The following is a 21,622-nucleotide window of genomic DNA, read 5'->3' as shown; positions in this document are numbered from 1 at the left end:
ATTTCTAACTTCTCTCCTCTTCTAATAAAAAACTATCTTTGCGCCATCAAAAAAATAGAAAAAATGGAATCTAATGTTCGTGTTCGTTTTGCACCAAGTCCTACAGGACCTTTACATATTGGAGGTGTAAGAACAGCTTTATACAATTACTTATTTGCTAAAAAATATAACGGAACTTTTATTTTAAGAATAGAAGACACAGACCAAACACGTTATGTTGCAAACGCAGAAAAATATATAATAGACTCATTAGAATGGTGTAATATTCCTTTTGATGAAGGTCCAGGAAAAAATGAAAAATTTGGTCCTTACAGACAATCGGAACGTAAAGATTTATACAAACAATATTCAGATATTTTAATAAATTCTGGTTGGGCGTATTATGCTTTTGATACTGCTGAAGCATTAGATGCTGAAAGAAAAGGTCATGAAGCAGAAGGAAAAACCTTTATTTACAATTGGCATAATCGAGCAAAAGGACGTTTGGTAAATTCATTGGTTTTAACTGATGAAGAAGTACAAAACAGAATTAATAATGGCGATAAATATGTAATTCGTTTTAAATCTCCACAAGATGAAATTTTGGTGATGAATGACGAAATTCGTGGAGAAATTAAAATTGATACCAACGTTTTAGATGATAAAATTTTATTTAAAAGTGATGGTATGCCAACCTATCATTTAGCAAATATTGTGGATGATCATTTAATGGAAATTAGCCATGTAATTCGTGGTGAAGAATGGTTACCATCAATGGCTTTACATGTTTTATTGTACAAAGCTTTTGATTGGAATGCTCCAAAATTTGCACATTTACCTTTAATTTTAAAACCTGTTGGTAAAGGAAAATTAAGTAAACGAGATGGAGACAAATTAGGTTTCCCTGTTTTTCCTTTAGCATATACAAATGAAGAAACAAACGATGTTTCTAGAGGTTACAAAGAAGATGGTTATTTTGCAGATGCTTTTATAAATATGTTGGCTTTTTTAGGATGGAATCCTGGAACAGAACAAGAAATATTTTCATTAGAAAACCTAATACAAGAATTTGATTTAAAACGTGTTAGTAAATCTGGAGCAAAATTTAATCCGGATAAAACTAACTGGTTTCAGCAACAATACATGCAGTCTAAATCTGATACTGAATTAACTGATTTATACCTACCTATTTTAGCTGAAAAAGGAATAAACAAAGACAAAGAATTTGTACAAAAAGTAGTTTCTTCAATTAAAGAAAGAGCAGTTTTTGTAACAGATTTTTGGGGCTTATCTTCTTTCTTTTTTGAAACTCCAACTGAATATGACGCAAAAGCATCAAAGAAAAACTGGAAGGAAGGAACTTCTGAATTGATGCAAGAATTAAATATTGTTATTTCTTCAATCGAAGATTTTTCATCAGAAAATACAGAGAAAGAAATTAAAGAATGGATTACTGCTAAAGAAATTGGTTTTGGAAAAGTAATGCAACCTTTACGTTTGTCTTTAGTTGGTAAATTAGCTGGACCTCATTTGTTTGATATAATGGCAATGATTGGTAAAGAAGAAACTATTAAAAGAATAGAAAACGCAATAGAAAAATTATAGTTTTTCTTATGAAGAAAAAGAAACCTCTCAAGTATTTTGAGAGGTTTTTTTGTTTTTAAATTGTAACATTTTTAATAATTTGCGTCAAATAATTACATTCTTAAATTCAGTATCTTTACAAATAACTAATATTAACTACTAAAAAATATAACTATGATTCCTTTTTTACCAATTGTTATTGTACTTGGAGTACTTATCATTTTTTCATCATTTTATACAGTAAAACAACAATCTGCAGCCATTTTAGAACGTTTTGGTAGATTTAACACAATTAGTGAATCTGGTTTACGATTTAAAATTCCTTTGATTGATAAAATAGCAGGAAGATTAAGTTTAAAAATTCAGCAATTAGATGTAATTATAGAAACAAAAACATTAGATGATGTATTTGTAAAATTAAAAGTATCTGTACAATACAAAGTAATTAGCGAAAAAGTTTATGAAGCTTTTTATAAGTTAGATTATCCTCATGATCAAATTACTTCTTATGTTTTTGATGTAGTAAGAGCAGAAGTTCCTAAAATGAAATTAGATGACGTATTTGTTAAAAAAGATGATATTGCATTAGCTGTAAAAGCAGAATTAAATGATGCAATGTCTGATTATGGTTTTGATATAATTAAAACTTTAGTAACGGATATAGATCCAGATGGACAAGTAAAGGAAGCTATGAACAGAATTAATGCTTCTGAAAGAGAAAAAGTTGCTGCACAATATGAAGGAGATGCACAACGTATTTTAATTGTAGAACGTGCAAAAGCAGAAGCAGAAAGCAAACGCTTACAAGGACAAGGTATTGCAGACCAAAGACGTGAAATTGCACGTGGTTTAGAAGAGTCTGTAGAAGTTTTAAACCAAGTTGGTATTAATTCTCAAGAAGCATCTGCTTTAATAGTTGTAACGCAGCATTATGACACTCTACAATCTTTAGGACAAGAAACAAACAGTAACTTAATTTTATTACCAAATTCACCACAAGCAGGAAGTCAAATGCTAAATGATATGGTAGCTAGTTTTACAGCAAGTAACCAAATTGGTGAAGCTATGAAAAATACAAAACCAAAGAAAAAAGATTAATTACCTATAAAAAATAAATCTTTAACAGCTCATTTAAGTTATTACGGCTATTTCTGGAACCCTTGTAAAATTGATATACGTGATTTTAAAATGGATTAAAAAACCTTATTTTTTTGAATTACCTCCAAAAGTTCATTTAAGTTTAGCTTTTGGAGTTGGTTTTTTTATCTTCCTTTTTATATACCTATTTCAACCATTTGGCATGGCTAATTTAGGTGGTAATTTATTTTTATATTCTCTAGGTTTTGGCCTTGTTACTTTTAGCACACAAGCTATATTATTTGTCTTAATTCCTTTAATTTTTAAAAATTATTTTAGAGATGAAAATTGGACCATTGGTAAGAATATTTTATTTCTTTTACTTTTAGTTAGTTGTATAAGTCTTTGTAATTGGTTGTATAATAACAAGTTTCAAAATACAGAAAATACAGAGTTGTTAACATTAGAGAAAATATTTACATATACCTATACTATATCTATTTTCCCTATTTTTATATTCACTTATTTTAGTGAATATTTTTATAGACAAAAAAGAGAAAAAGTTTCTTCTAATATTATGGCTTTTAAAGTTTCAACTCCAGTTGAAGTTAAAAATGAAAGCATAAAAATAATTGGAGATAATAATAAAGAAAACATCACTTTTAATTTAGATAATCTTGTCTATATTAATTCTCAAGGAAATTACGTGTGTTTTTATATCAGTACAGATAAAGGTATAGAAGAGAAAATTTTAAGAAATACATTAACCAATGTAAATTCTAATTTAAAAAAGTATTCTAATATTATAAAATGCCATAAATCTTATATTATTAATACTAAATTTATGGATTCTATTTCTGGAAACGCAAGAGGTTATTTTTTAGAATCTAAAAAAATGTCAAAACCAATACCTGTTTCTAGAAGTTATCCAATAGAAAAGTTAAAAGAATTAATAAATTAAATATCTATGAAACCTTTAATTACTTGGCTTTCTAAACCTTATTTTTTTTATTTTTCACCTAAAACTCATTTCTTACTTGGTTTAGGCTTGGGTTTTTTTATTTTTCTTTTTTTATTAACTTTTCAACCTTTTGGCATTCAAAATTTAGATCATAATATTTATTTATATGCTGGTGGTTTTGGTATTGTAAGTTTTTTAATTCATCTATTATTTTTTGTTTTTTGTCCTTTATATTTTAAAAAAACATTTAAAAATGAAAATTGGACTGTAGGTAAAAACATCTTGTTTTTATTTTTTGTAACTATTTTTATAAGTCTTGGTAATTGGTACTATAATACGCTAATTAGGGGTGAAATAACAACAAAATCTCCATTAGATTTTTTCTTGTACACAGCTGCTCTTTCATTTTTTCCTATTATAATTCTAACTTTTACAATTGAAAGAATTTATAGCATTAAGAAAGAAAAAACTTCTAAAGAAATAATGAGTTCTAAAACACCAAAAGCTTTAGAAAAACAAAACAATGTAGTAGAAATTTTTGGTGATAATAATAATGAAAGTATTCTATTTACATTTAATGAACTTTTATATATTTCATCACAAGGTAATTATGTAAGTTTTCATTTAAAAAAAGAAAATACAATAGAAGAAAAAGTAATTAGAAGTACTTTAACTAAAGTACAAAATAGCTTAAAAACATATACTAATATTGTTAGATGTCATAAATCTTATATAATAAATACAAATTTTATAGACAGTGTTTCTGGAAATGCCAGAGGATATTACTTAAATTCTAATAACTTTACCAATCTAATACCCATTTCAAGAAAATTCTCTAAAAAAGAACTTTTAAATATGATAAAATAATTATAATAATTAAGCTGAATTAAAACAATGATAAATAGAATAGTAACCTGGATTAAAACACCTTATTATTTTAACCCATCTATGAAATATAAACTAAAAATAAGTTTGTATCATGGTTTGTTCATTTTTCTTTTTCTATACATTTTTAAGCCATTTTATCTAGCTGAAATTGATGAAATTCTTTTTGAATATACTTTAGGTTTTGGATTTGTAGCTTTTATGGGTACTTTTTTTATTTTATATATTCCTTCATTAATTTTTAAAAATTATTTTAGAGAAGATAATTGGACATTAGGTAAAAACATAATTTTAATTCTTGTTGGAGTAACTTTAATTGCATTTCTACTCTGGTATTTTGGAGAAGCGTATAAAGAAATTAATCATTTTAATAGAATTCCTTTTTTAGAATTTTTATTTTACACATTACTTGTTAGTATTTTTCCTTTAACTTCTTTTATATTTTTAAACGAGAGAGAAATTAGAACTAAAAGAGAATTAAGAGCTAATATTATTAAATTAAAAAATAATGATAATTTAAAAAGAGAATCATTATTAGAAACAAATAAAATTGAAATCTTTTCAGAAAACCAAAAAGAGAGTATCAAATTTTATTTAAATGATTTAGTTTATATTACTTCACAAGGCAATTATGCAAGCTTTTTTTTAATGAAAGAAAAAGGTTTAAAAGAAAAAATACTACGTGTTACATTAACTCAAATAAATAAAAGTTTACAAGAATATTCTAACATTATTAGGTGTCATAAAAGCTATATTATTAATGTAAAGTATATAAATGATATTAGTGGTAATGCAAGAGGTTATTTATTAAAATCTGATATAATTCCTTTAGACATACCAGTTTCAAGGAAATTTTCTAAACAAGCCTTGGTTCATTTAATACAATAAAGCTTCCCATTTATCCCAAAAATACTTAAATTCTTCCTTTTTAAAACAAATTTTTTATAAGTGACTTATGATGGATTATATTTGAATGAAAATAAGAAATTGGATAAATTGGGGGATTTATTTATTTCAAAAATAAAGCTCTATTGTATATACAATAGAGCTTTTATATTTTTAAAATACTAGTTTAAAAAACTATTTTTTTTCTTCTAATTTTTCTTCAGGTTCTTCTTTAGCAGCGTTTTTAAATTCTTTAATTCCACTTCCTAAACCTCTCATTAATTCTGGTATTTTTCTACCACCAAATAATAATAAAATAACCACAACAATAATAATAATTTGTGGTCCACCAATCATTCCGAAAAATATATATAGACTATTCATAATTTCTAAATTTATTACTACAAAGATACAAAAAAGGGTATAACAGTACTATTTGTTAATTTCTTTTTTGAATAATACCTCCAATTACTTTTTTATCTTTAACAACTTCAGCATTTCCTTTGTAAAATATAGAACCTCCAAAACTAACTGTTGCATTTAACTTTGTATCAGCTAAAATTTCTGCTTTAGCGCCTGTACCTGCTTTTACGTTAGAATTATTAGAAGATTTCATATTAAAACCATGGTAAATTCCATATAAATCTACATCTACTTCTTGGTTAGTTGTTGTTCCAGAAAGTTTTATAATTCCTCCAGAAGAGGATCTTACTTTAAGTTCTTTTGTTGTTAAAGTTAAGTTGATAAATGCTCTTTCTTGTGCATTTACTTCTATTTTATCTTGGTTAAAATCCTTACCAGTAATGGTTGCTCCTTCATTTGCATCAATAATATCGATATTTTTATTGTAAAATATTTTTATTAATATTTTACCATTTGCAGAATTATCTTCTGGTTTTAAAGAAAAAGGTAAAGATAATTTTAAGGTATTATCTACATTTTTAATTTTTACCATTTCAGATTTATCGCCAGTAATTTCTAACTTTTGGTCAGATGATTTTACAAGCTCTACTTCTATTCCATTATATACTTTTAGAGTATTATAATCGCCTAAATTTTTAGTAACTGTTGTTTGTGCATTTGTTAAAAATGCAACAAATAAAAGGGTTAAAAAAGCTAAATTTTTCATTTTAAAAGGTTTAGTTGATAATCTTTATTCAAAAATTATACCACTATAAAGGTTATTACTAGTTTTTATTGTGCGAATATCGTTAAAATAATGTTATTCAGCTTTTACAGCAGTTCCTGTAATTGAAACTAATAAAGTTGATGAATTTGCCAAAGGCTCTACATCTAATTGAATTCCTACAACTGCATTTGCACCTAATTTTAAAGCATTGTCTTTTAAATTCTGAAATGCTTTTTCTTTAATAGCCTCTAGACCTAAAGTATATTTTTCATAATATTTAGACATGCTAAACATATCTTTAAAAGACATTTTTGTTCCATTTGAATAATAACTGGAATCGTAAGCTGTACCAGTTACAATACCTAAATAATCTACTATTTTAAAACCTTCTATGTTATGTGTTGTTGTTAAAATCATTTTTTAATTTTTTATTCTTCAATCAAATTAAAATCTAAATGTTTACGTTCTAAATCGGTCTTTTTTACCTGAACTTTTACATCATCTCCTAATTGATACATGTTTTTAGTGGATTGCCCAATAATTGCATATTGTTTTTCATCAAAAATATAATAATCGCTTTTTATATCTCTAATTCTAACCATTCCTTCACATTTATTGGCTGTAATTTCTACATAAATTCCCCATTCTGTAACACCTGTAATTACACCATCAAATACTTCATCTTTATGATCTTGCATGTATTTCACTTGCATATACTTTATAGAAGAACGTTCTGCTTTAGAAGCCAATTCTTCTCTATTAGAAGAGTGTTTACATTTTTCTTCATAAGGATCTGCTTTTGGCGTCTCTCCTCCATCTAAATAATGTTGAAGCAATCTATGTGTCATAACATCTGGATAACGTCTAATTGGTGACGTAAAATGACTGTAATAGTCAAAAGCCAATCCATAATGTCCAATATTTTTAGTGGTATATACTGCTTTAGACATGGTTCTAATAGCAAGCGTTTCAATCATATTCGATTCTGCTTTTCCATTTACATCACTTAAAAGCTGATTTAAAGAATCTGAGGTTGATGCTTTTGTAGTTGTATCTATTTTATAACCGAATTTACCAATAATATTTTCTAAAGAAGCTAATTTTTCTTCATTTGGCTCATCATGAACTCTATAAATAAACGTTTTTCCTGATGGTTTTCCTTTAGATCTTCCAATAAATTCTGCCACTTTTCTATTAGCTAATAACATAAATTCTTCAATTAATTTATTAGCATCTTTAGACGTTTTAAAGAAAACACCCACTGGATTTGCTTCTTCATCTAAATTGAACTTCACTTCTACTCTATCAAAAGAAATTGCACCTTGTTTCATTCTCTTTTTACGAAGAATTTTTGCCAATTTATCTAATTGTAAAGTTGCTTCTACCACTTCTGGAGTAACTGTATATTCCTCGTCAATAATAGAAATATCAGCTGGCATTGTATAAGGTTGAACATCGTCTGACAACGTTACATTTTCTATAATATCTTGTGCTTCTTCATACGCGAAACGTTGGTCTGAATACGTTACAGTTCTACCAAACCATTCATTAACAATTTGTGCTTTCTGGTTGATTTCAAAAACAGCTGAAAAAGTTAATTTTTCTTCATTTGGTCTTAAAGAACAAACACCATTACTCAACATTTCTGGCAACATTGGCACTACTCTATCCACTAAATAAACAGATGTTGCTCGATCATAAGCTTCATCATCTAAAATAGTTTTTGGCTGTAAATAATGCGAAACATCTGCAATATGAATTCCTACTTCGAAATTACCATTTTCTAATTTTGTAAATGATAATGCATCATCAAAATCTTTTGCGTCTTTTGGATCTATCGTAAAAGTTAAATCTTTACGCATATCTCTACGCTTACCAATTTCCTCTTTTGTAATTTCTAATTCTAAATTTTGCGCTTCTTTTTCTACTTCTGGTTCAAATTCATAAGGCAAATCGTATTCTAATAAAATAGAATGCATTTCTGTATTATGGTCTCCAGGTTTTCCTAAAACTGTCGTGATTTTTCCAAACGGATTTTTAGAGTTTTCTGGCCAATCTTGAATAGTAGCTTGCACTTTGTCTCCATGTTCTGCGCCATTCATCTTGTTTTCAGAAATAAAAATATCTGCATACATTTTATGGTTGTCGCAAATTACAAATCCGAAATTTTTATTCTTCTGTAAAACACCTACAAACTCTGTTTTTGCACGTTCTATAATTTCTACAACATCGGCTTCTAACTTGTTACTTCGCTTACGTTTGTAAACATAAGCTCTTACAACATCGCCATGTAAACCCTTACCTAGGTTAATATTTGGAATAAAAACATCGTTTTCATAATCGTCTGTTATAAAATATCCATTTCCGTTTGAAGTAACATCTAATGTTCCAATAGAATACTTTCTATCTTCATTAATTTGAAACTTTCCTCTGTCTACTTCTTTAATTTTTTTGGTAGCAGTTAATTCTGCTAACTTTTTAATAACCTGATTTTTCCCATCAGTATCTTCAATTTTTAATTTTGAAGCTATTTGTTTATAATTGAAGAACCTACTACTGTCTTCATTTAAAATTCTGAATATATTTTTAGTTAAATCTTTTACAACTTTTCCTTTCTTTTTATATATTTTTTTCTTCTTTTTTGTCATTTATAATTTTGTATTTAATACGATACTAAAATAGTATTTATTCTCTTGAATCTTATTAATTAATTGTTACGATTCAATTTTGTACTTTGCTTGTTTATTAATTTATTTTTTATGTCTCATATTGATAAAATCAATATTAATTCTTGGTTTATAATTGCAAACTCTACTTCTGGTAATGGCGATTTTTCTAAACAATGGAAGGAAATTCAACAAAACTTAAAACACAAGAATTTAGACTATTCTTTTGCTTTTACACAATTCTCTAAACACGAGGTTGATTTGGTACAAAACGCTATCAAAAAAGGGTTTAGAAACATTATTTCCGTTGGTGGAGATGGAACACTACACAATGTAGTTAACGGAATAATGTTGCAAAGGTATGTAAAAACTTCCGAACTAACTATTGGTGTAATTCCTTTAGGAACAGGAAACGATTGGATAAAGACCTATAATATTCCTAATAATATTGAAAAATCTATAGAAATTATCTCTAAAAAGAATATAATTCTACAAGATATTGGTGTTCTAAAAACTGCGGATAATAAACTTACTTATTTTAATAATGTCGCTGGTTTAGGTTATGATGGTTATATTGTTAACAAACTAAAATCTTTAAAAAAGTTTGGTTCAATTTCTTATTTATTAGCCGGAATTTATGGTTTGTTGTTCTATAAAAAATCAATATTTAAAATTAATTTTGATGATAAAGTGATTGAAACCAATTGTTTGATGACAATTTTCGGCATTTGTAAATTTTCTGGTGGTGGAATGCAATTCACAGAAAATGTAAACCCTTCTGATGGTTTATTAGATATTACCATCGCTAAAAACCTTACTTTTTTCGATTTGGTTTTGAATCTTCCGAAGTTATATTCTGGAAAAATTGTGCATCATAAAAAAGTGGAAACTTATAAAACGAAACAGATTACAGTAATTCCACAAACCGAAAAACCATTTATACAAGCAGATGGAGAATTGATTGGAGCTGGAGCAGTTTCTGTTGAAATTATTGAAAAAGCGATTAACTTTATTATGAATTAACTTAAATGTTAAAAAAATCTTAATTTTAGTGTAACGTTTCTTAATTTAAAACGTCTTTATAGAAAGAAGTTATTTATTAAGATGAAAAATCTACGTAAAATTATCGCTTTATTCGCCTTTATATTTCTTACAGGAATCTTTATTACTGTAATTACTATAAATACTTCTTTGAATAAAACTGAAAATACCAACCAAACTGTAGAAGTTCATAAAGACACTTTATATATTTTAAAAGCGGAAAAAAAAACGGTTTAAATTTTTCTGAAACTTTCTTACTTTTTCTCTCTTAATTTATTTTTTGACGCTAATCTTGCTATTTTCTTAAATTCATTTCATTATTTTTTTTGAAGTTTTCATACTTATCAACATTCTATATTATAATAATTTTTCCTTTTAATAAATTTTAAAAAACAATGGTGTTTATAATAGTGTGTGAATAGCTACTATAAAAAAATCTCTTTTTGTTTTAATTAATGAGTTATTAAAAAACATCTACATTTTATGAGGTATTTAAAAGGTTAGAAATCAATCTTAAAATACAGTTATTAACAAAAGTTATAAACAGCTATTAACCTATTTTTATGAATAACTAACATTGTATTCTATGTAAACAAATTGTAAATTTTATGTTGATAAACTTTTATCAAAAATCAATAAAAAAAGTTGTGTATGTCATAAGACTCGCTGTATTGTAATAATAATTAGAATCACCAAATAAAGTTACGAGTTTCTCATTACAACTTCTTAACATTCTCTTTAAACGCTAAAAGTTTAAAGATTAAAGAGTTATTAAAAAAGCTAAATTTTAAGATGTTTATAACTGTTCATAACCATAAAATTCTATATTTTTGTGGCAGATAATTCAATTAAAATCAACTTATTATGACAATTGCCATTGGTAATGATCACGCAGGAACAGAATACAAGTTCGAAATTATAAAACATTTAGAAGAAAAAGGCTATAAAGTCTTAAATTTTGGAACTGATTCAAATGGTTCTATGGATTACCCAGATGCAATTCATCCAACAGCAGATGCTGTAGAATCTGGTAAAGCCGAATTAGGTATTATTTTATGTGGTTCTGGAAATGGCGCACAAATGACAGCTAATAAACACCAAGGAATTAGAGCTGCTTTGTGTTGGAATAAAGAATTAGTAGAATTAACAAGACAACATAATAATGCAAACGTTTTAACGATTCCTGCACGTTTTGTGTCTTTACAACAAGCTATTAGTTTTGTAGATGTTTTTCTTTCTACAGAGTTTGAAGGTGGAAGACACGCAACAAGAGTAGATAAAATTTCTTGTGCTTGTTAATGGAGTTTCAAGTAAAATCTTTTTCTGAATTAAATACAACTGAATTATACGAAATTCTTCAATTACGTTCAGAAGTCTTTGTGGTGGAACAAGATTGTGTATATCAAGATGTAGATTTTAAAGATCAAAAATCTTTACATGTTTTTGGTAGAAAAAAAGATAGAATAGTTGCGTATACACGTATTTTTAAACCAGGAGATTATTTTGATAATGCTAGTATTGGTAGAGTAGTAGTAGCAGCTGAAGAACGTAAATATGGTTTTGGACACGATTTAATGAAAGCTTCTATAAAAGCAGTAGAAAATCATTTTAAAGTTGATAAAATTACTATTTCTGCACAAGTATATTTAAAAAAATTCTATGAATCTCACGGATTTGTAAAAATAGGAGAGGAGTATTTAGAAGATGGAATTCCTCATATTAGAATGGATAAAAACTAAAAGTTAATTATGAGTAAACCACTTCAATATTTTATTATAGTAATAAGTATTGCCTCTATTTTTTTCTCTTTATATGCTATTTTTAAAGGTCAAAAAGTTTTTGATGCTTTAGGAGGAATTGTTATTGGAGCTAGTTTGTTAGGTGCCTTATATTTTGATAATTATAAGAAAAAGAAAGAATAGTTTTTCTTCTAAAAATTAACTCTAAAACTTAAATTAGGTGTAAATGGTAGTGAATAATTATTTACTCTTCTCACATTATTAGCGCTAGAATTATCTACAACATAATAAGAATCTATAGTGTTTTTTCTATCTGTGATGTTTGTAAAACCAAGACGAATAGTAGATTTAATTACTTCAGAAAAATTAAAATTATAACTTCCAGAAATATCAATTCTAAAGAAATTATCTAATCTTTCTTTGTTAGGATTGTCGTAATTTACAATGGTTCTATTACCATTTTGTATAGTTTCATTTCCTACAACAGGTTTTGTGTACGGTTTTCCAGAACGCATAACACCACCAAAAGAAACTTTTAATTTTTTAGTAAAATTATAATTAAAAGCTGCACTTGCAGAATGTGTAATATCTAAACTATTCGAAAATGTTTGCGGTGTAAAGACATCAAAAGTATAATCGTTTTTAGAATACGTATAACTTACCCAAGTACTAATATTTTTAGTTTGTTTATTTATTAAAAATTCTACTCCTTTGGTTTCATAATTTCCAATAGAATTAAAGTTTTGTGTATTGTTGTAAAATCCTTGGTTTGCAGCTGTAATTCCATCTACTTTTTTATAAAAACCAGTAATATCTACATATAATTTATTTTTAGAATAGGCTGCACCAAAAGATGCTTGCCTACTTTTTACTATTGGTGTATTTTCATCATCAGAAAGAATCCATCTTCTTTTTTCTATTCCTAAAAAATTGTCTTCAAAATCTATTTTTTGAGCCGTTGTTTGGTTTTTTAATTCAGCTTCTAATTTTAAAGAAAATTCAGTATTTAATTTCTGTCTAATGTTAATTCTTGGCTCAATTATAAATTTTTTAAACTTATGAAAGTAATTAGAACGTACACCAAATCTTACATAAGTATTGTTTTTCTTATATTCTAATTCCGAATAGAATGCACTTTTTAGCAGCACATCTTTAACCGTTGTAGAAAAAGTTGGTGCATTAACTGTAGTTGTATTTCTAATACCAATTTCATTAAAAACTAATCCATTGGAAAAATGAAAAACATCGGAAAATTCATATTTAGAATCTAGTTTTATTTCTGTTTCTAACACATTATTAAACTGCGTTTGAAACTGATCTGTGTCTTTATTATAATCTGAAGAATTTATTTTATAATCTGAAAAGAATGCTGAAAAATTGGTAGAAAAATTAGCATTCCAATCTGCATTCCAACTAATATTAGCACCTAAATTTTCTTGTTTTAAAGCACTATTTTCTTCAACAGAAGTATTGTTAGAAGTATATTGTTCTGTATATTCTAAATTATTTTTTATATGGATGAAATTAGCACTTATTGCATGATTATAATTAACATCGTATAAAACTTTTAAAGAATAATCATAGAAATAAAAGTTAGATTCAGAGTTATTTAAAGTATTTGAAGAAACTGAATTATCTTGAAAACTTCTCGAGAAATAATTGTTATAAGTTGGTGTATTTATAAGGTCTGTAAAAGACCTTCTTGCAGAAACATGAAACTCTAAATTTTCTTTTATTGGAATTTGCAAAAAAGCATCTGCACTTAACAAATTAAAACCTGCACCACCAGAAAGTTTATTGGTAATTCTATTAGAAGTTTCCATATTTATGGTTGATGAAACTCCGTCTGAAAATGCACTACTTGTTCCGTTTTTTGTAACCGAAACTTTCTTTGTTAAATATGGATTGTAAGCAGAAATAAGACCAAAAAAATGACCTGAATGATACATTTTAATTCCATCCCAAAGCATTAAATTCTGGTCGTTTGTACCACCTCTAACATTAATATTAGAAACAGTTTCGTTTACACTTTCTACACCAGGAAGAATTTTTATTGTTTTTAAAATATCTGGCTCTATTAAACCCGGTAAAATTCCGAATTTTTCTGTGTTAAGAACAGTACTTCCATCAATACCTTTTTGTAAACCTGTAGTTATAAAGTTTGCAACGGTTACTTCAGATAATTCTTCTGAATCTTCTTCTAAAAATAATTGTTTGCATTTATTGTTAGAAAACAATTCTTTCACAGAAATTTTTGCTGTTTTAAACCCGATAAAAGAAATACTTATTGTTGAATTAACAGGAACATCTTTTAGAAAAAATTCTCCATTATCATTAGTTGTTGTACCTATTTTATACCCATTTACTTTTACTGAAGAAAGTAACAAAGGCGCTAATGTTTTTGCTTCTAAAACTGTTCCACAGATAGAAATAAACTTATTTAAAAAAGAAACGGTTACATATCTATTATCTAAAGTTTTAAATTGTAAAAAAGTTTCTTCGTTTAAAAAAGACAGTAATTTGTCAATAGTAATTCCTTTTTTTGGTCTGCTTATAATAATATCTTTTACATCAGTATCAGAATAAGAAAATTTAATATCATAGGTTTTTTCAAGCGATATTAATAGAGAAGAAAGTGCTACTTTTTCTGTAGAATTTTGTCCAAAAGAAACACTTATTATCAATAAAAAACTGATAAAAAAAAGGTTGAATTTATTTATCATAATTAAAGATAGTAATTGTTTTATCTTCAATTTTATACGATAATTGTAAAGGAATTGTTACAGATTGCAACGCTATATTTATATCTGTATGTGTAAATCCACCAGAATATAAAACGTCTAAATCAACGTCTTTTGTTTCTATTTTATAACCAAATTGATGTTCTATTTCTTCTAAAATAAAACGTAATTGTGTGCTTTTAAAATTAGATTCATTTTGTAACCAAGATTTTTCATTTATATCAAACGTATTTGTGGTATCTATTTTACCATTTACTACTTTAAAAATGGTTCCTCTTGGCAGTTTTACAAGCGTGTCTTTATAAGAAACACTTACTAAACCTTCGTAAGTTTTTACTTCAAAATAATTTTCTCTTTCTTTTACGTTAAATTCTGTTCCAAGAACGGTTACTTCTCCTATTTCTGTATTTACTGTAAACTTTTTTCCTTTTTGTACTTTAAAAAAAGCTTCTCCATTTAGATCTAAATTTCTACTTTCTTCCCAGTCTTTTTTAGAATATGTTATTTCTGAATTTGCATTTAAAACAACTTCAGAATTATCTGGTAAATTAAAGGTTTTTGTTTGAGCGTAATTGGTGTTAAAATTAGCTTCATTATTAAAAAGAAAGAAATAAGAAGTTGTTAATAAAACAACAACTGCTGCTGCATATTTATACAATTTCTTAAAGTTAAATTGAACAACTTTCCCTTTTTTAGAAGTACTTTCTGTTTTTAATTTTAATGCTGCAAGACTTTTTTCTACATCTACTTTAGGTGTTTCTATTTGTGCTGAATAATGTGCAATTTTTTCTAAAGTTGTAAAGTCTTTACTTTCTTTTAGACGTGCCAATTCCTCATCAGAGATTTCTCTGTTTAGTAATTTTAATATGTTGTTTTCGTCTTTCATTTTATACTCCTATATATATGTAACAACTAAATAGTGTTTTACCCTACCTTTAAATGCCATCAATTTTAGATCTTAATTTTTTTAATGCTGCAGACATTCTTTTTTCGACTGCTTTTTGAGAAATTTCTAGAGTTTCTGCAATTTCTCGGTATTTTTTGCCATCAATTCTATTCATCAAGAAAACCTCACGTTCACCTTCTGTTAAATCTGAAATTGCTCTTTTTAACTTATCTTTAAATTCTTCTTCCTCTAATAAATATTCTGGACTTTGGTTATTAACATCTAAATAAGGACTGCTTTTTGCATATTCAAAAACAACCTTTTCATGTTTCACTTTATTCAAAAAAAGATTGTTAACAACAGTAAATAAGTAAGACTTTGCTTTGGCAAAATCTATTTTAGCACAATTCTCCCATATTTTTATAAAAGCTTCTTGCGCTAAATCTAAAGATGTATTTTTATCACCACTCTTATAGTAAGCAAAATTACTTGCAGACTGAATGTGAGAAGTGTAAAACTCATTAAAATAAATTTCATTACAAAGAGATTTATCAGCCATATAAGGGTTTTAAAATATAAAAATAAAAAATTTTGATGACAAAGGTAGGGTAAATAAATGTTTAGTTGTTTTACTAACAGAAGGGCGCAAAATTAGTCTTTCGAAAATAAAAGTAGGGTAAAATAAAACAAAGTTGTTTTACTTATAGAAACAAATAACATTAATTATAAAATCAACAAAAATGAAAACATTAAAATTATTTACAGCAATTGCAATTACAGCAATATTAGGATTTACTTCTTGTCAATCAGAAGAAAATATCCAAACAGGTACAAACCCAAACGCAAATTCATCTACATCGCCAACTGCATCTAATTATGAAAGAGCAGCTATGAATGATGGTTCTGATGATGATTTTTTAGACGGTAACGCTTGTACAGAATTACTATTTCCATTAACTGCAACAGTAAATGGACAAGAAATTACCTTAATTAGTAAATTAGATTTCTCTGCAGTTTTAGATATTATGGGAGAATTTAATGATGATAATGATTCAGTATCTTTTAGTTTTCCTATTAATGTAAAAACAAGTAGTTATACTGAAGTTAAAGTAAATAATCAATCTGAACTAGATGCTCTAAAACAAGAATGTGAAAGTGCAGAAGCACAAGGAAAAGATGCAATCTCTTGTGTAGATATCAATTTTCCTATAACAATGTTAACATACGATATAACTCTAGAACAAACAGGAAGTGTTGTTGTACAATCTGAAAAGCAATTATATACTTTTATGACAGATTTACAAAGTGATGAGTTGTTTGCAGTTAATTATCCAATAAATGCAACTTTAAGTAATGGTACAGAAGTACAAATTAAAAGCGATGCAGAATTTACAGATTCAATTTCTGAATGTGTACAATTTGAAGACGAAAAAGATGAAGCAGCTGAAACAGCTGTAGAAGTAGAAGCAATTTTAAGCGGAGCAAAATTTACTGTAGATAGTTACATTGTTGCAGGAGTTAACACAGCAAACGATTATGTAAATTATACAATAGAATTTACAAACGATTTAAAATTAATTGCAAAAGACACTGTAAATACTACAACAGGAGAAATCGAAGGAACGTATGCAGTAAGTTCGGAAACTGAAGTATTCTTAAACACAACATTTGCAAGTAATACAGCAGTTAGTGCTTTAGGTAATGATTGGGTAGTAAGTACTTATAGTAACACTTTAATTAGTTTACATAGTAAAACAGATGCATCTGTAACCTTAACTTTTAAGAAGATTTAAAAATATCATATTGCCTCTAAAGGATAGTTAGTTAGTTAGTTAGTTAGTAGAATGTTCTTTACAACTGTTGCATTATTTTGTAGCAGTTGTAAAGTTTTAAAATAAAGTTACATGAAAAATATTTTTTTAAAAACCGTTTTTATTTGTTGTATTATTTTCTCTTGTACATCAGAAACAGAAAATATAGATGAAGAAAATAACGGAAGCACAAATGTTGTATTAAACCGACAAACAACGGGTTCTTCTGCAAATGATTTACTTTCTGCAGATACTTTTAAAAAAATGATTGTAGAAATTGCTTATGTAGAAGGTTTTAAACCCACAGAAACAGCTTTAAATAATTTTAAAAACTTTATACAGAATAGAACTAACAAGCCAAATGGAGTGGAGTTTGTAACAAAAGTAATTCCAACTACAGGAAAAACGGTGTATACTTTAGATGAAGTTGTAGATATAGAAAAAGAACATAGAACCAAATACAATTCTAACGAAACAATTGCAGTTTGGGTATTGTTTATTAACGGAAAATCTTCTAGAGACAATAACCAAGGTTCTATTTTAGGTTCTGCTTATTGGAACACTTCTTTTGTTATTTATGAAGAAACAATACAAGGATTAAGTGATAGTACTTTTGAACCAGAAAGAAGTTTGTTAGAATCTTCAGTAATCAATCACGAATTCGGGCATATCTTAGGTTTAACAAATTTAGGAAGCAATTTACAAAGCGATCATGAAGATTCAGACCATCCAAAACATTGTATTGAAGAAGACTGTTTAATGTATTGGGCAGCAGAAACCAGTCAAGGAATTGGTAGTATGATTTCTGGAGGACAAGTGCCAACTTTAGACGCACAGTGTTTGGCAGATTTAAAAGCAAATGGCGGTAAATAATTTTAAAATCAACAAAAAATGAAAACAATATATATAACAGTTGCGTTTATGATTGCAAGTATTATATCATTAAGCGCTCAAGAAAGTAATAAGAGAGCAACAGCAGGTATAAAAGGAGGTTATAATTTATCTTCAGTAAATTTCGATGGAAATTCAGAAACTGCAAAATTACACGGATTTCATATAGGTGTTTATGGAGAATCTTATATTGGAAAAATATTTTCAATTCAACCAGAAATTACCTATTCTCAACAAGGTTATAAAATACTTGATGATAGTGGAACATATACTCAAAAGTTAGATTATATAAACATTCCTTTAATGTTAAAAGCCTATCCTTTTAAAAACTTTTTTATGGAAGTAGGACCACAAATAGGTTTTTCTATTTCACATAAAGAAACCTTTGATGCAGGTTTTGTTTTGTATGATACATCACAAGAATTTGAACCCAATAATTTCGACTGGGGAATTAATATTGGTACGGGTTTTAAAAGTGATAATGGCGTAAGTCTAGGTGTAAGATACCATATTGGTCAAAATGATATTTATGATGAAGACAAGCCAAAAAATGAAGTTTGGCAAATTTATTTAGGTTTTGAATTTTAGACACTTTAAGAGAGAGAAATATTTATTCCTCTCTCTTTTTAGTCATTTTGTATATTAAATACCCAAAACCAACTAAAAAGTGAAAAATAATTACACCAGCTACAATATATAAAGTTGTATTAGAATTGCCCATAAGACAAAATTAAAACTATCTTCTTTAATAAATTATGATAAATGTTAGGAAAAACTATCTACCTCAATAACTCCACCAACTTCTAAATTCTTCAATTCAATTTCGCCAATTCTAACGCGAATTAAACGTAAAGTTGGCAAACCAACAGCAGCAGTCATTTTTCTAACTTGTCTAAATTTTCCTTCCCTAATAATTATAGAAATCCAACTTGTTGGACCATGTCTTTCGTCTCTAATTTTCTGACTTCTTAAAGGAAATTTAGGATCTTCAATTATAGATGCTTTTCCAGGTTTTGTGAGATATTTTTTTCCATTAAAACCAATTTCTACACCTGTTTTTAATTGTTCTATAGCTTCTTGGTTTATTTGTCCATCAACCTGAACATAATATTCTTTTTCGTATTTATTAGATCTAATTTCTGCGGAAACTTTACCATCTGTTGTTAATAGCAATAAGCCCTCAGACGGTACATCTAATCTGCCAATTGCCATGGTTCCTTCAGGAAAATCGTGTAAATCTCCCAATAATTTTTTCTTCCTTTTTGCAGGATTTACAAATTGAGAAATCATTCCCCAAGGTTTATGAATTATAAAATGACGGTGTTTTTTTATCAATTTATAATACTTTAATAGTTATAGAAAACTCCTCTTTTCCAGAAGAAATACGCATATTTTCTTCAGAAAATTTTTCATCTGTATAAGAAGTGTATTGCGATATTGGCTCAATACATAACATATTATCAACTTCTGTCCACAACATAAAATTATTAAAGTTTGTTGTTGAAATCTCTAAATGATTTCTATCCGAATTTTCTAAAATTATTTTATCAATATTTAAAACAGGAAAAGCATTGTGTCCAACTTCGTAAATTTCTTTTAAAGTAATTTTTTTACCATTTGCAACCAAAGTATCAGTGCCAGAATTCGATAATAAAAAAGCAGGATGATAACCCAACATAAAAGGCATTCCAGCTTCAGCAGTAATTATAAAATCTATTTTCAGTGTATTATTTTCTAAAGAAAAATGCTTTTCAAACGCAAAATCGAAAGGCCAAAATAATTTTCCTTCAGTAGATTTTTCAGGATATTTACTGTTGATTAACTTCGTGTTTTTTACATACTTTTTACTGAATTTAGCAGTCTTTTCATCCGAAGAAATTAAAACATAATCCATTTCACGTAACAAACCATGTTGGTCTTGAATGGCATCTCCTTTTTTAGTATGCACTCTAAAATTATTTTTAGAAACAGGGCCAATTATAGGAAACATTTCGTCATCCGATTTTCGCCAACCTTTGCTTCCTTTTTGGTGAATATATTCAGAACCATCAACTTTAAAAGAGATTAATTCCCCTTTTTCAATGGTTACAATATTATTTTTATCTTTTAATTTAATAAAATCTTTCATCATTTATTTTTGATGAAACAATAGTACAAAAATCAATAGTAATTATTAGGAAATTGAAAGTTGTTTTTTGTAACTTGTGGCACTTATTCAAAAATAAAATTAGCAACATTTATGGCAGCAGATAAAGAAAAAGCAGCAAAACTTAAAGCACTTCAACTAACTCTAGATAAGTTAGATAAGACTTATGGAAAAGGTTCTGTAATGAAATTAGGAGATGTAGTTACAGAAGATATAGATGCAATTTCATCTGGTTCTTTAGGATTAGATTTAGCTTTAGGCGTAGGTGGTTATCCAAGAGGTAGAGTTATTGAAATTTACGGACCAGAATCTTCTGGTAAAACAACTTTAACGTTACACGCAATTGCAGAGGCACAAAAAGCTGGTGGAATTGCAGCATTTATTGATGCAGAACACGCATTCGATAAATTTTACGCAGAAAATTTAGGAGTAGATATAGATAATTTAATTATTTCTCAACCAGATCATGGTGAGCAAGCATTAGAAATTGCCGAAAACTTAATTCGTTCTGGCGCAATTGATATTGTTGTTATTGATTCTGTTGCAGCATTAACTCCAAAAAGTGAAATTGAAGGTGAAATGGGAGATTCTAAAATGGGTCTGCATGCACGTTTAATGTCTCAAGCATTACGTAAATTAACAGGAACAATTTCTAAAACAAAATGTACTGTTATTTTTATTAACCAATTACGTGAAAAAATTGGTGTAATGTTTGGAAACCCAGAAACAACAACTGGTGGAAACGCATTAAAATTTTATGCTTCAGTAAGATTAGATATTAGAAGAAGAACACAAATTAAAGACGGAGACAAAGTTATTGGAAACAGTACCAAAGTTAAAGTTGTAAAAAATAAAGTAGCACCACCTTTCCAAATTGCAGAATTCGATATTATGTATGGACAAGGAATTTCTAAAGTTGGAGAGATTTTAGATATTGGTGTAGAATTAGGTATTGTAAAGAAAAGTGGTTCTTGGTTTAGTTATGGTGAAACAAAACTTGGCCAGGGAAGAGATGCTGTAAAAGGGTTAATTAAAGACAACCCAGATTTAGCAGAAGAGTTAGAAGGAAAAATAAAATTAGCTATTGAAAATCAAGAATAAGTATTAAAAGTTCTAACTATTATTATTAACTGCCATAGAAGTAATCAATCTATGGCAGTTTTTTTATACCTTTATATTCAATCAATTTAAAAGAAAATGA

The 21,622-nt window shown here is 27.4% G+C and carries 23 protein-coding genes; 14 read left to right on the top strand and 9 right to left on the bottom strand.

All coding sequences use genetic code 11. The features are described from left to right. The first annotated feature begins 63 nt into the window (after window positions 1-63). The 5 genes from gltX (at window position 64) to H9W90_RS12670 (ending at window position 5,374) form a co-directional block, all read left to right on the top strand. Window positions 64-1,584 carry a glutamate--tRNA ligase gene (gltX, locus tag H9W90_RS12690; protein WP_187481957.1) on the top strand — a complete coding sequence of 507 codons (1,521 nt, stop codon included), beginning with the start codon at window positions 64-66 and terminating at the stop codon, window positions 1,582-1,584. A 153-nt stretch (window positions 1,585-1,737) separates the two neighbouring features. Next, entirely contained in the window at window positions 1,738-2,661 is a 924-nt protein-coding gene (locus H9W90_RS12685; RefSeq protein ID WP_187481956.1) for an SPFH domain-containing protein, read from the top strand. 79 nt (window positions 2,662-2,740) lie between these two features. Next, window positions 2,741-3,601 carry a LytTR family transcriptional regulator DNA-binding domain-containing protein gene (locus H9W90_RS12680; RefSeq protein ID WP_187481955.1) on the top strand — a complete coding sequence of 287 codons (861 nt, stop codon included), beginning with the start codon at window positions 2,741-2,743 and terminating at the stop codon, window positions 3,599-3,601. A 6-nt stretch (window positions 3,602-3,607) separates the two neighbouring features. After that, window positions 3,608-4,468 (top strand): LytR/AlgR family response regulator transcription factor, encoded by an 861-nt coding sequence (locus tag H9W90_RS12675; RefSeq protein ID WP_187481954.1) that lies wholly within the window; start codon window positions 3,608-3,610, stop codon window positions 4,466-4,468. Between the two features lie 27 nt (window positions 4,469-4,495). Beyond that, on the top strand, window positions 4,496-5,374 hold the full coding sequence (locus H9W90_RS12670; protein WP_187481953.1) for a LytTR family DNA-binding domain-containing protein: 879 nt from the start codon (window positions 4,496-4,498) through the stop codon (window positions 5,372-5,374). 192 nt (window positions 5,375-5,566) lie between these two features. Here H9W90_RS12670 and tatA read toward each other — a convergent pair whose 3' ends face one another. The 4 genes from tatA to rnr all read right to left on the bottom strand — a co-directional run bounded on the left by tatA (window position 5,567) and on the right by rnr (window position 9,148). Further along, complete coding sequence (gene tatA, locus H9W90_RS12665) at window positions 5,567-5,755, bottom strand: twin-arginine translocase TatA/TatE family subunit (protein WP_187481952.1); 189 nt, start codon at window positions 5,753-5,755, stop codon at window positions 5,567-5,569. Between the two features lie 55 nt (window positions 5,756-5,810). Then, the gene (locus H9W90_RS12660; RefSeq protein ID WP_187481951.1) at window positions 5,811-6,500 is read right to left on the bottom strand and encodes a head GIN domain-containing protein; all 690 of its coding nucleotides are present in this window, start codon (window positions 6,498-6,500) and stop codon (window positions 5,811-5,813) included. Between the two features lie 93 nt (window positions 6,501-6,593). Then, window positions 6,594-6,917 carry a YbjQ family protein gene (locus H9W90_RS12655; protein ID WP_187481950.1) on the bottom strand — a complete coding sequence of 108 codons (324 nt, stop codon included), beginning with the start codon at window positions 6,915-6,917 and terminating at the stop codon, window positions 6,594-6,596. Window positions 6,918-6,928: 11 nt separating this feature from the next. Further along, complete coding sequence (gene rnr / locus H9W90_RS12650) at window positions 6,929-9,148, bottom strand: ribonuclease R (protein ID WP_187481949.1); 2,220 nt, start codon at window positions 9,146-9,148, stop codon at window positions 6,929-6,931. A 111-nt stretch (window positions 9,149-9,259) separates the two neighbouring features. Here rnr and H9W90_RS12645 point away from each other — a divergent pair, with 111 nt between their 5' ends. From H9W90_RS12645 to H9W90_RS12625, 5 genes are all read left to right on the top strand, one after another. Then, a complete protein-coding gene (locus tag H9W90_RS12645) occupies window positions 9,260-10,189 on the top strand; it encodes a diacylglycerol/lipid kinase family protein (protein WP_187481948.1) in 930 nt (309 codons plus the stop codon). Between the two features lie 81 nt (window positions 10,190-10,270). Then, entirely contained in the window at window positions 10,271-10,444 is a 174-nt protein-coding gene (locus tag H9W90_RS12640; protein WP_187481947.1) for a hypothetical protein, read from the top strand. Window positions 10,445-11,071: 627 nt separating this feature from the next. Then, window positions 11,072-11,506, top strand: coding sequence for a ribose 5-phosphate isomerase B (gene rpiB, locus H9W90_RS12635; protein ID WP_187481946.1), 435 nt, complete (start codon window positions 11,072-11,074; stop codon window positions 11,504-11,506). Next, window positions 11,506-11,946, top strand: a complete 441-nt coding sequence (locus H9W90_RS12630; protein WP_187481945.1) for a GNAT family N-acetyltransferase — start codon at window positions 11,506-11,508, stop codon at window positions 11,944-11,946. The genes rpiB and H9W90_RS12630 overlap by 1 nt, the downstream gene beginning before the upstream one ends. Before the next feature lie 9 nt (window positions 11,947-11,955). Beyond that, window positions 11,956-12,129: a hypothetical protein gene (locus H9W90_RS12625; RefSeq protein ID WP_187481944.1), complete on the top strand. Its 174-nt coding sequence runs from the start codon at window positions 11,956-11,958 to the stop codon at window positions 12,127-12,129. A gap of 8 nt (window positions 12,130-12,137) precedes the next feature. On the opposite strand, the gene H9W90_RS12620 is transcribed toward H9W90_RS12625, so the two are convergent. From H9W90_RS12620 to H9W90_RS12610, 3 genes are read right to left on the bottom strand one after another with little or no spacing between them, the layout of a single operon-like run. Continuing rightward, window positions 12,138-14,669 (bottom strand): TonB-dependent receptor, encoded by a 2,532-nt coding sequence (locus tag H9W90_RS12620; RefSeq protein WP_187481943.1) that lies wholly within the window; start codon window positions 14,667-14,669, stop codon window positions 12,138-12,140. Then, window positions 14,659-15,573 carry a FecR family protein gene (locus H9W90_RS12615; RefSeq protein ID WP_187481942.1) on the bottom strand — a complete coding sequence of 305 codons (915 nt, stop codon included), beginning with the start codon at window positions 15,571-15,573 and terminating at the stop codon, window positions 14,659-14,661. Before H9W90_RS12615 ends, H9W90_RS12620 begins: the two co-directional genes overlap by 11 nt. Before the next feature lie 49 nt (window positions 15,574-15,622). After that, window positions 15,623-16,132, bottom strand: coding sequence for an RNA polymerase sigma factor (locus H9W90_RS12610; RefSeq protein WP_187481941.1), 510 nt, complete (start codon window positions 16,130-16,132; stop codon window positions 15,623-15,625). 181 nt (window positions 16,133-16,313) lie between these two features. Between H9W90_RS12610 and H9W90_RS12605 the strand changes: the two genes are divergently transcribed. The 3 genes from H9W90_RS12605 (at window position 16,314) to H9W90_RS12595 (ending at window position 18,863) form a co-directional block, all read left to right on the top strand. Continuing rightward, window positions 16,314-17,366, top strand: coding sequence for a hypothetical protein (locus tag H9W90_RS12605; protein ID WP_187481940.1), 1,053 nt, complete (start codon window positions 16,314-16,316; stop codon window positions 17,364-17,366). A gap of 111 nt (window positions 17,367-17,477) precedes the next feature. Further along, window positions 17,478-18,257 carry a membrane metalloprotease gene (locus tag H9W90_RS12600; protein WP_187481939.1) on the top strand — a complete coding sequence of 260 codons (780 nt, stop codon included), beginning with the start codon at window positions 17,478-17,480 and terminating at the stop codon, window positions 18,255-18,257. 18 nt (window positions 18,258-18,275) lie between these two features. Continuing rightward, the gene (locus tag H9W90_RS12595; protein WP_187481938.1) at window positions 18,276-18,863 is read left to right on the top strand and encodes a porin family protein; all 588 of its coding nucleotides are present in this window, start codon (window positions 18,276-18,278) and stop codon (window positions 18,861-18,863) included. Window positions 18,864-19,040: 177 nt separating this feature from the next. On the opposite strand, the gene H9W90_RS12590 is transcribed toward H9W90_RS12595, so the two are convergent. Together H9W90_RS12590 and H9W90_RS12585 are read right to left on the bottom strand one after the other, a co-directional pair. Beyond that, window positions 19,041-19,607: a pseudouridine synthase gene (locus H9W90_RS12590; RefSeq protein WP_302849815.1), complete on the bottom strand. Its 567-nt coding sequence runs from the start codon at window positions 19,605-19,607 to the stop codon at window positions 19,041-19,043. Window positions 19,608-19,611: 4 nt separating this feature from the next. Then, the gene (locus tag H9W90_RS12585) at window positions 19,612-20,406 is read right to left on the bottom strand and encodes an aldose 1-epimerase (protein ID WP_254712489.1); all 795 of its coding nucleotides are present in this window, start codon (window positions 20,404-20,406) and stop codon (window positions 19,612-19,614) included. 108 nt (window positions 20,407-20,514) lie between these two features. On the opposite strand from H9W90_RS12585, the gene recA reads away from it, so the two are divergent. Beyond that, the gene (recA, locus tag H9W90_RS12580; protein WP_088352471.1) at window positions 20,515-21,522 is read left to right on the top strand and encodes a recombinase RecA; all 1,008 of its coding nucleotides are present in this window, start codon (window positions 20,515-20,517) and stop codon (window positions 21,520-21,522) included. Window positions 21,523-21,622: the final 100 nt, after the last annotated feature.

The organism is Polaribacter pectinis, from assembly GCF_014352875.1.
In the GTDB taxonomy this organism is placed as follows: Bacteria; Bacteroidota; Bacteroidia; order Flavobacteriales; family Flavobacteriaceae; genus Polaribacter; species Polaribacter pectinis.
The sequence above is the reverse complement of the archived record's forward strand: the minus strand, read 5'-3'. Positions and strand labels throughout refer to the sequence as shown.

Bases quoted from the DNA above. Each gene is read 5' to 3' on its own strand.
- H9W90_RS12630 (WP_187481945.1), top strand. From the start codon at position 11,506: ATGGAGTTTCAAGTAAAATCTTTTTCTGAATTAAATACAACTGAATTA.
- H9W90_RS12660 (WP_187481951.1), bottom strand. From the start codon at position 6,500: ATGAAAAATTTAGCTTTTTTAACCCTTTTATTTGTTGCATTTTTAACA.
- H9W90_RS12655 (WP_187481950.1), bottom strand. From the start codon at position 6,917: ATGATTTTAACAACAACACATAACATAGAAGGTTTTAAAATAGTAGAT.
- H9W90_RS12685 (WP_187481956.1), top strand. From the start codon at position 1,738: ATGATTCCTTTTTTACCAATTGTTATTGTACTTGGAGTACTTATCATT.
- rpiB (WP_187481946.1), top strand. From the start codon at position 11,072: ATGACAATTGCCATTGGTAATGATCACGCAGGAACAGAATACAAGTTC.
- H9W90_RS12640 (WP_187481947.1), top strand. From the start codon at position 10,271: ATGAAAAATCTACGTAAAATTATCGCTTTATTCGCCTTTATATTTCTT.
- gltX (WP_187481957.1), top strand. From the start codon at position 64: ATGGAATCTAATGTTCGTGTTCGTTTTGCACCAAGTCCTACAGGACCT.
- H9W90_RS12670 (WP_187481953.1), top strand. From the start codon at position 4,496: ATGATAAATAGAATAGTAACCTGGATTAAAACACCTTATTATTTTAAC.
- H9W90_RS12615 (WP_187481942.1), bottom strand. From the start codon at position 15,573: ATGAAAGACGAAAACAACATATTAAAATTACTAAACAGAGAAATCTCT.
- recA (WP_088352471.1), top strand. From the start codon at position 20,515: ATGGCAGCAGATAAAGAAAAAGCAGCAAAACTTAAAGCACTTCAACTA.
- H9W90_RS12585 (WP_254712489.1), bottom strand. From the start codon at position 20,406: ATGATGAAAGATTTTATTAAATTAAAAGATAAAAATAATATTGTAACC.
- rnr (WP_187481949.1), bottom strand. From the start codon at position 9,148: ATGACAAAAAAGAAGAAAAAAATATATAAAAAGAAAGGAAAAGTTGTA.
- H9W90_RS12605 (WP_187481940.1), top strand. From the start codon at position 16,314: ATGAAAACATTAAAATTATTTACAGCAATTGCAATTACAGCAATATTA.
- H9W90_RS12625 (WP_187481944.1), top strand. From the start codon at position 11,956: ATGAGTAAACCACTTCAATATTTTATTATAGTAATAAGTATTGCCTCT.
- H9W90_RS12675 (WP_187481954.1), top strand. From the start codon at position 3,608: ATGAAACCTTTAATTACTTGGCTTTCTAAACCTTATTTTTTTTATTTT.
- H9W90_RS12610 (WP_187481941.1), bottom strand. From the start codon at position 16,132: ATGGCTGATAAATCTCTTTGTAATGAAATTTATTTTAATGAGTTTTAC.
- tatA (WP_187481952.1), bottom strand. From the start codon at position 5,755: ATGAATAGTCTATATATATTTTTCGGAATGATTGGTGGACCACAAATT.
- H9W90_RS12620 (WP_187481943.1), bottom strand. From the start codon at position 14,669: ATGATAAATAAATTCAACCTTTTTTTTATCAGTTTTTTATTGATAATA.
- H9W90_RS12595 (WP_187481938.1), top strand. From the start codon at position 18,276: ATGAAAACAATATATATAACAGTTGCGTTTATGATTGCAAGTATTATA.
- H9W90_RS12645 (WP_187481948.1), top strand. From the start codon at position 9,260: ATGTCTCATATTGATAAAATCAATATTAATTCTTGGTTTATAATTGCA.
- H9W90_RS12600 (WP_187481939.1), top strand. From the start codon at position 17,478: ATGAAAAATATTTTTTTAAAAACCGTTTTTATTTGTTGTATTATTTTC.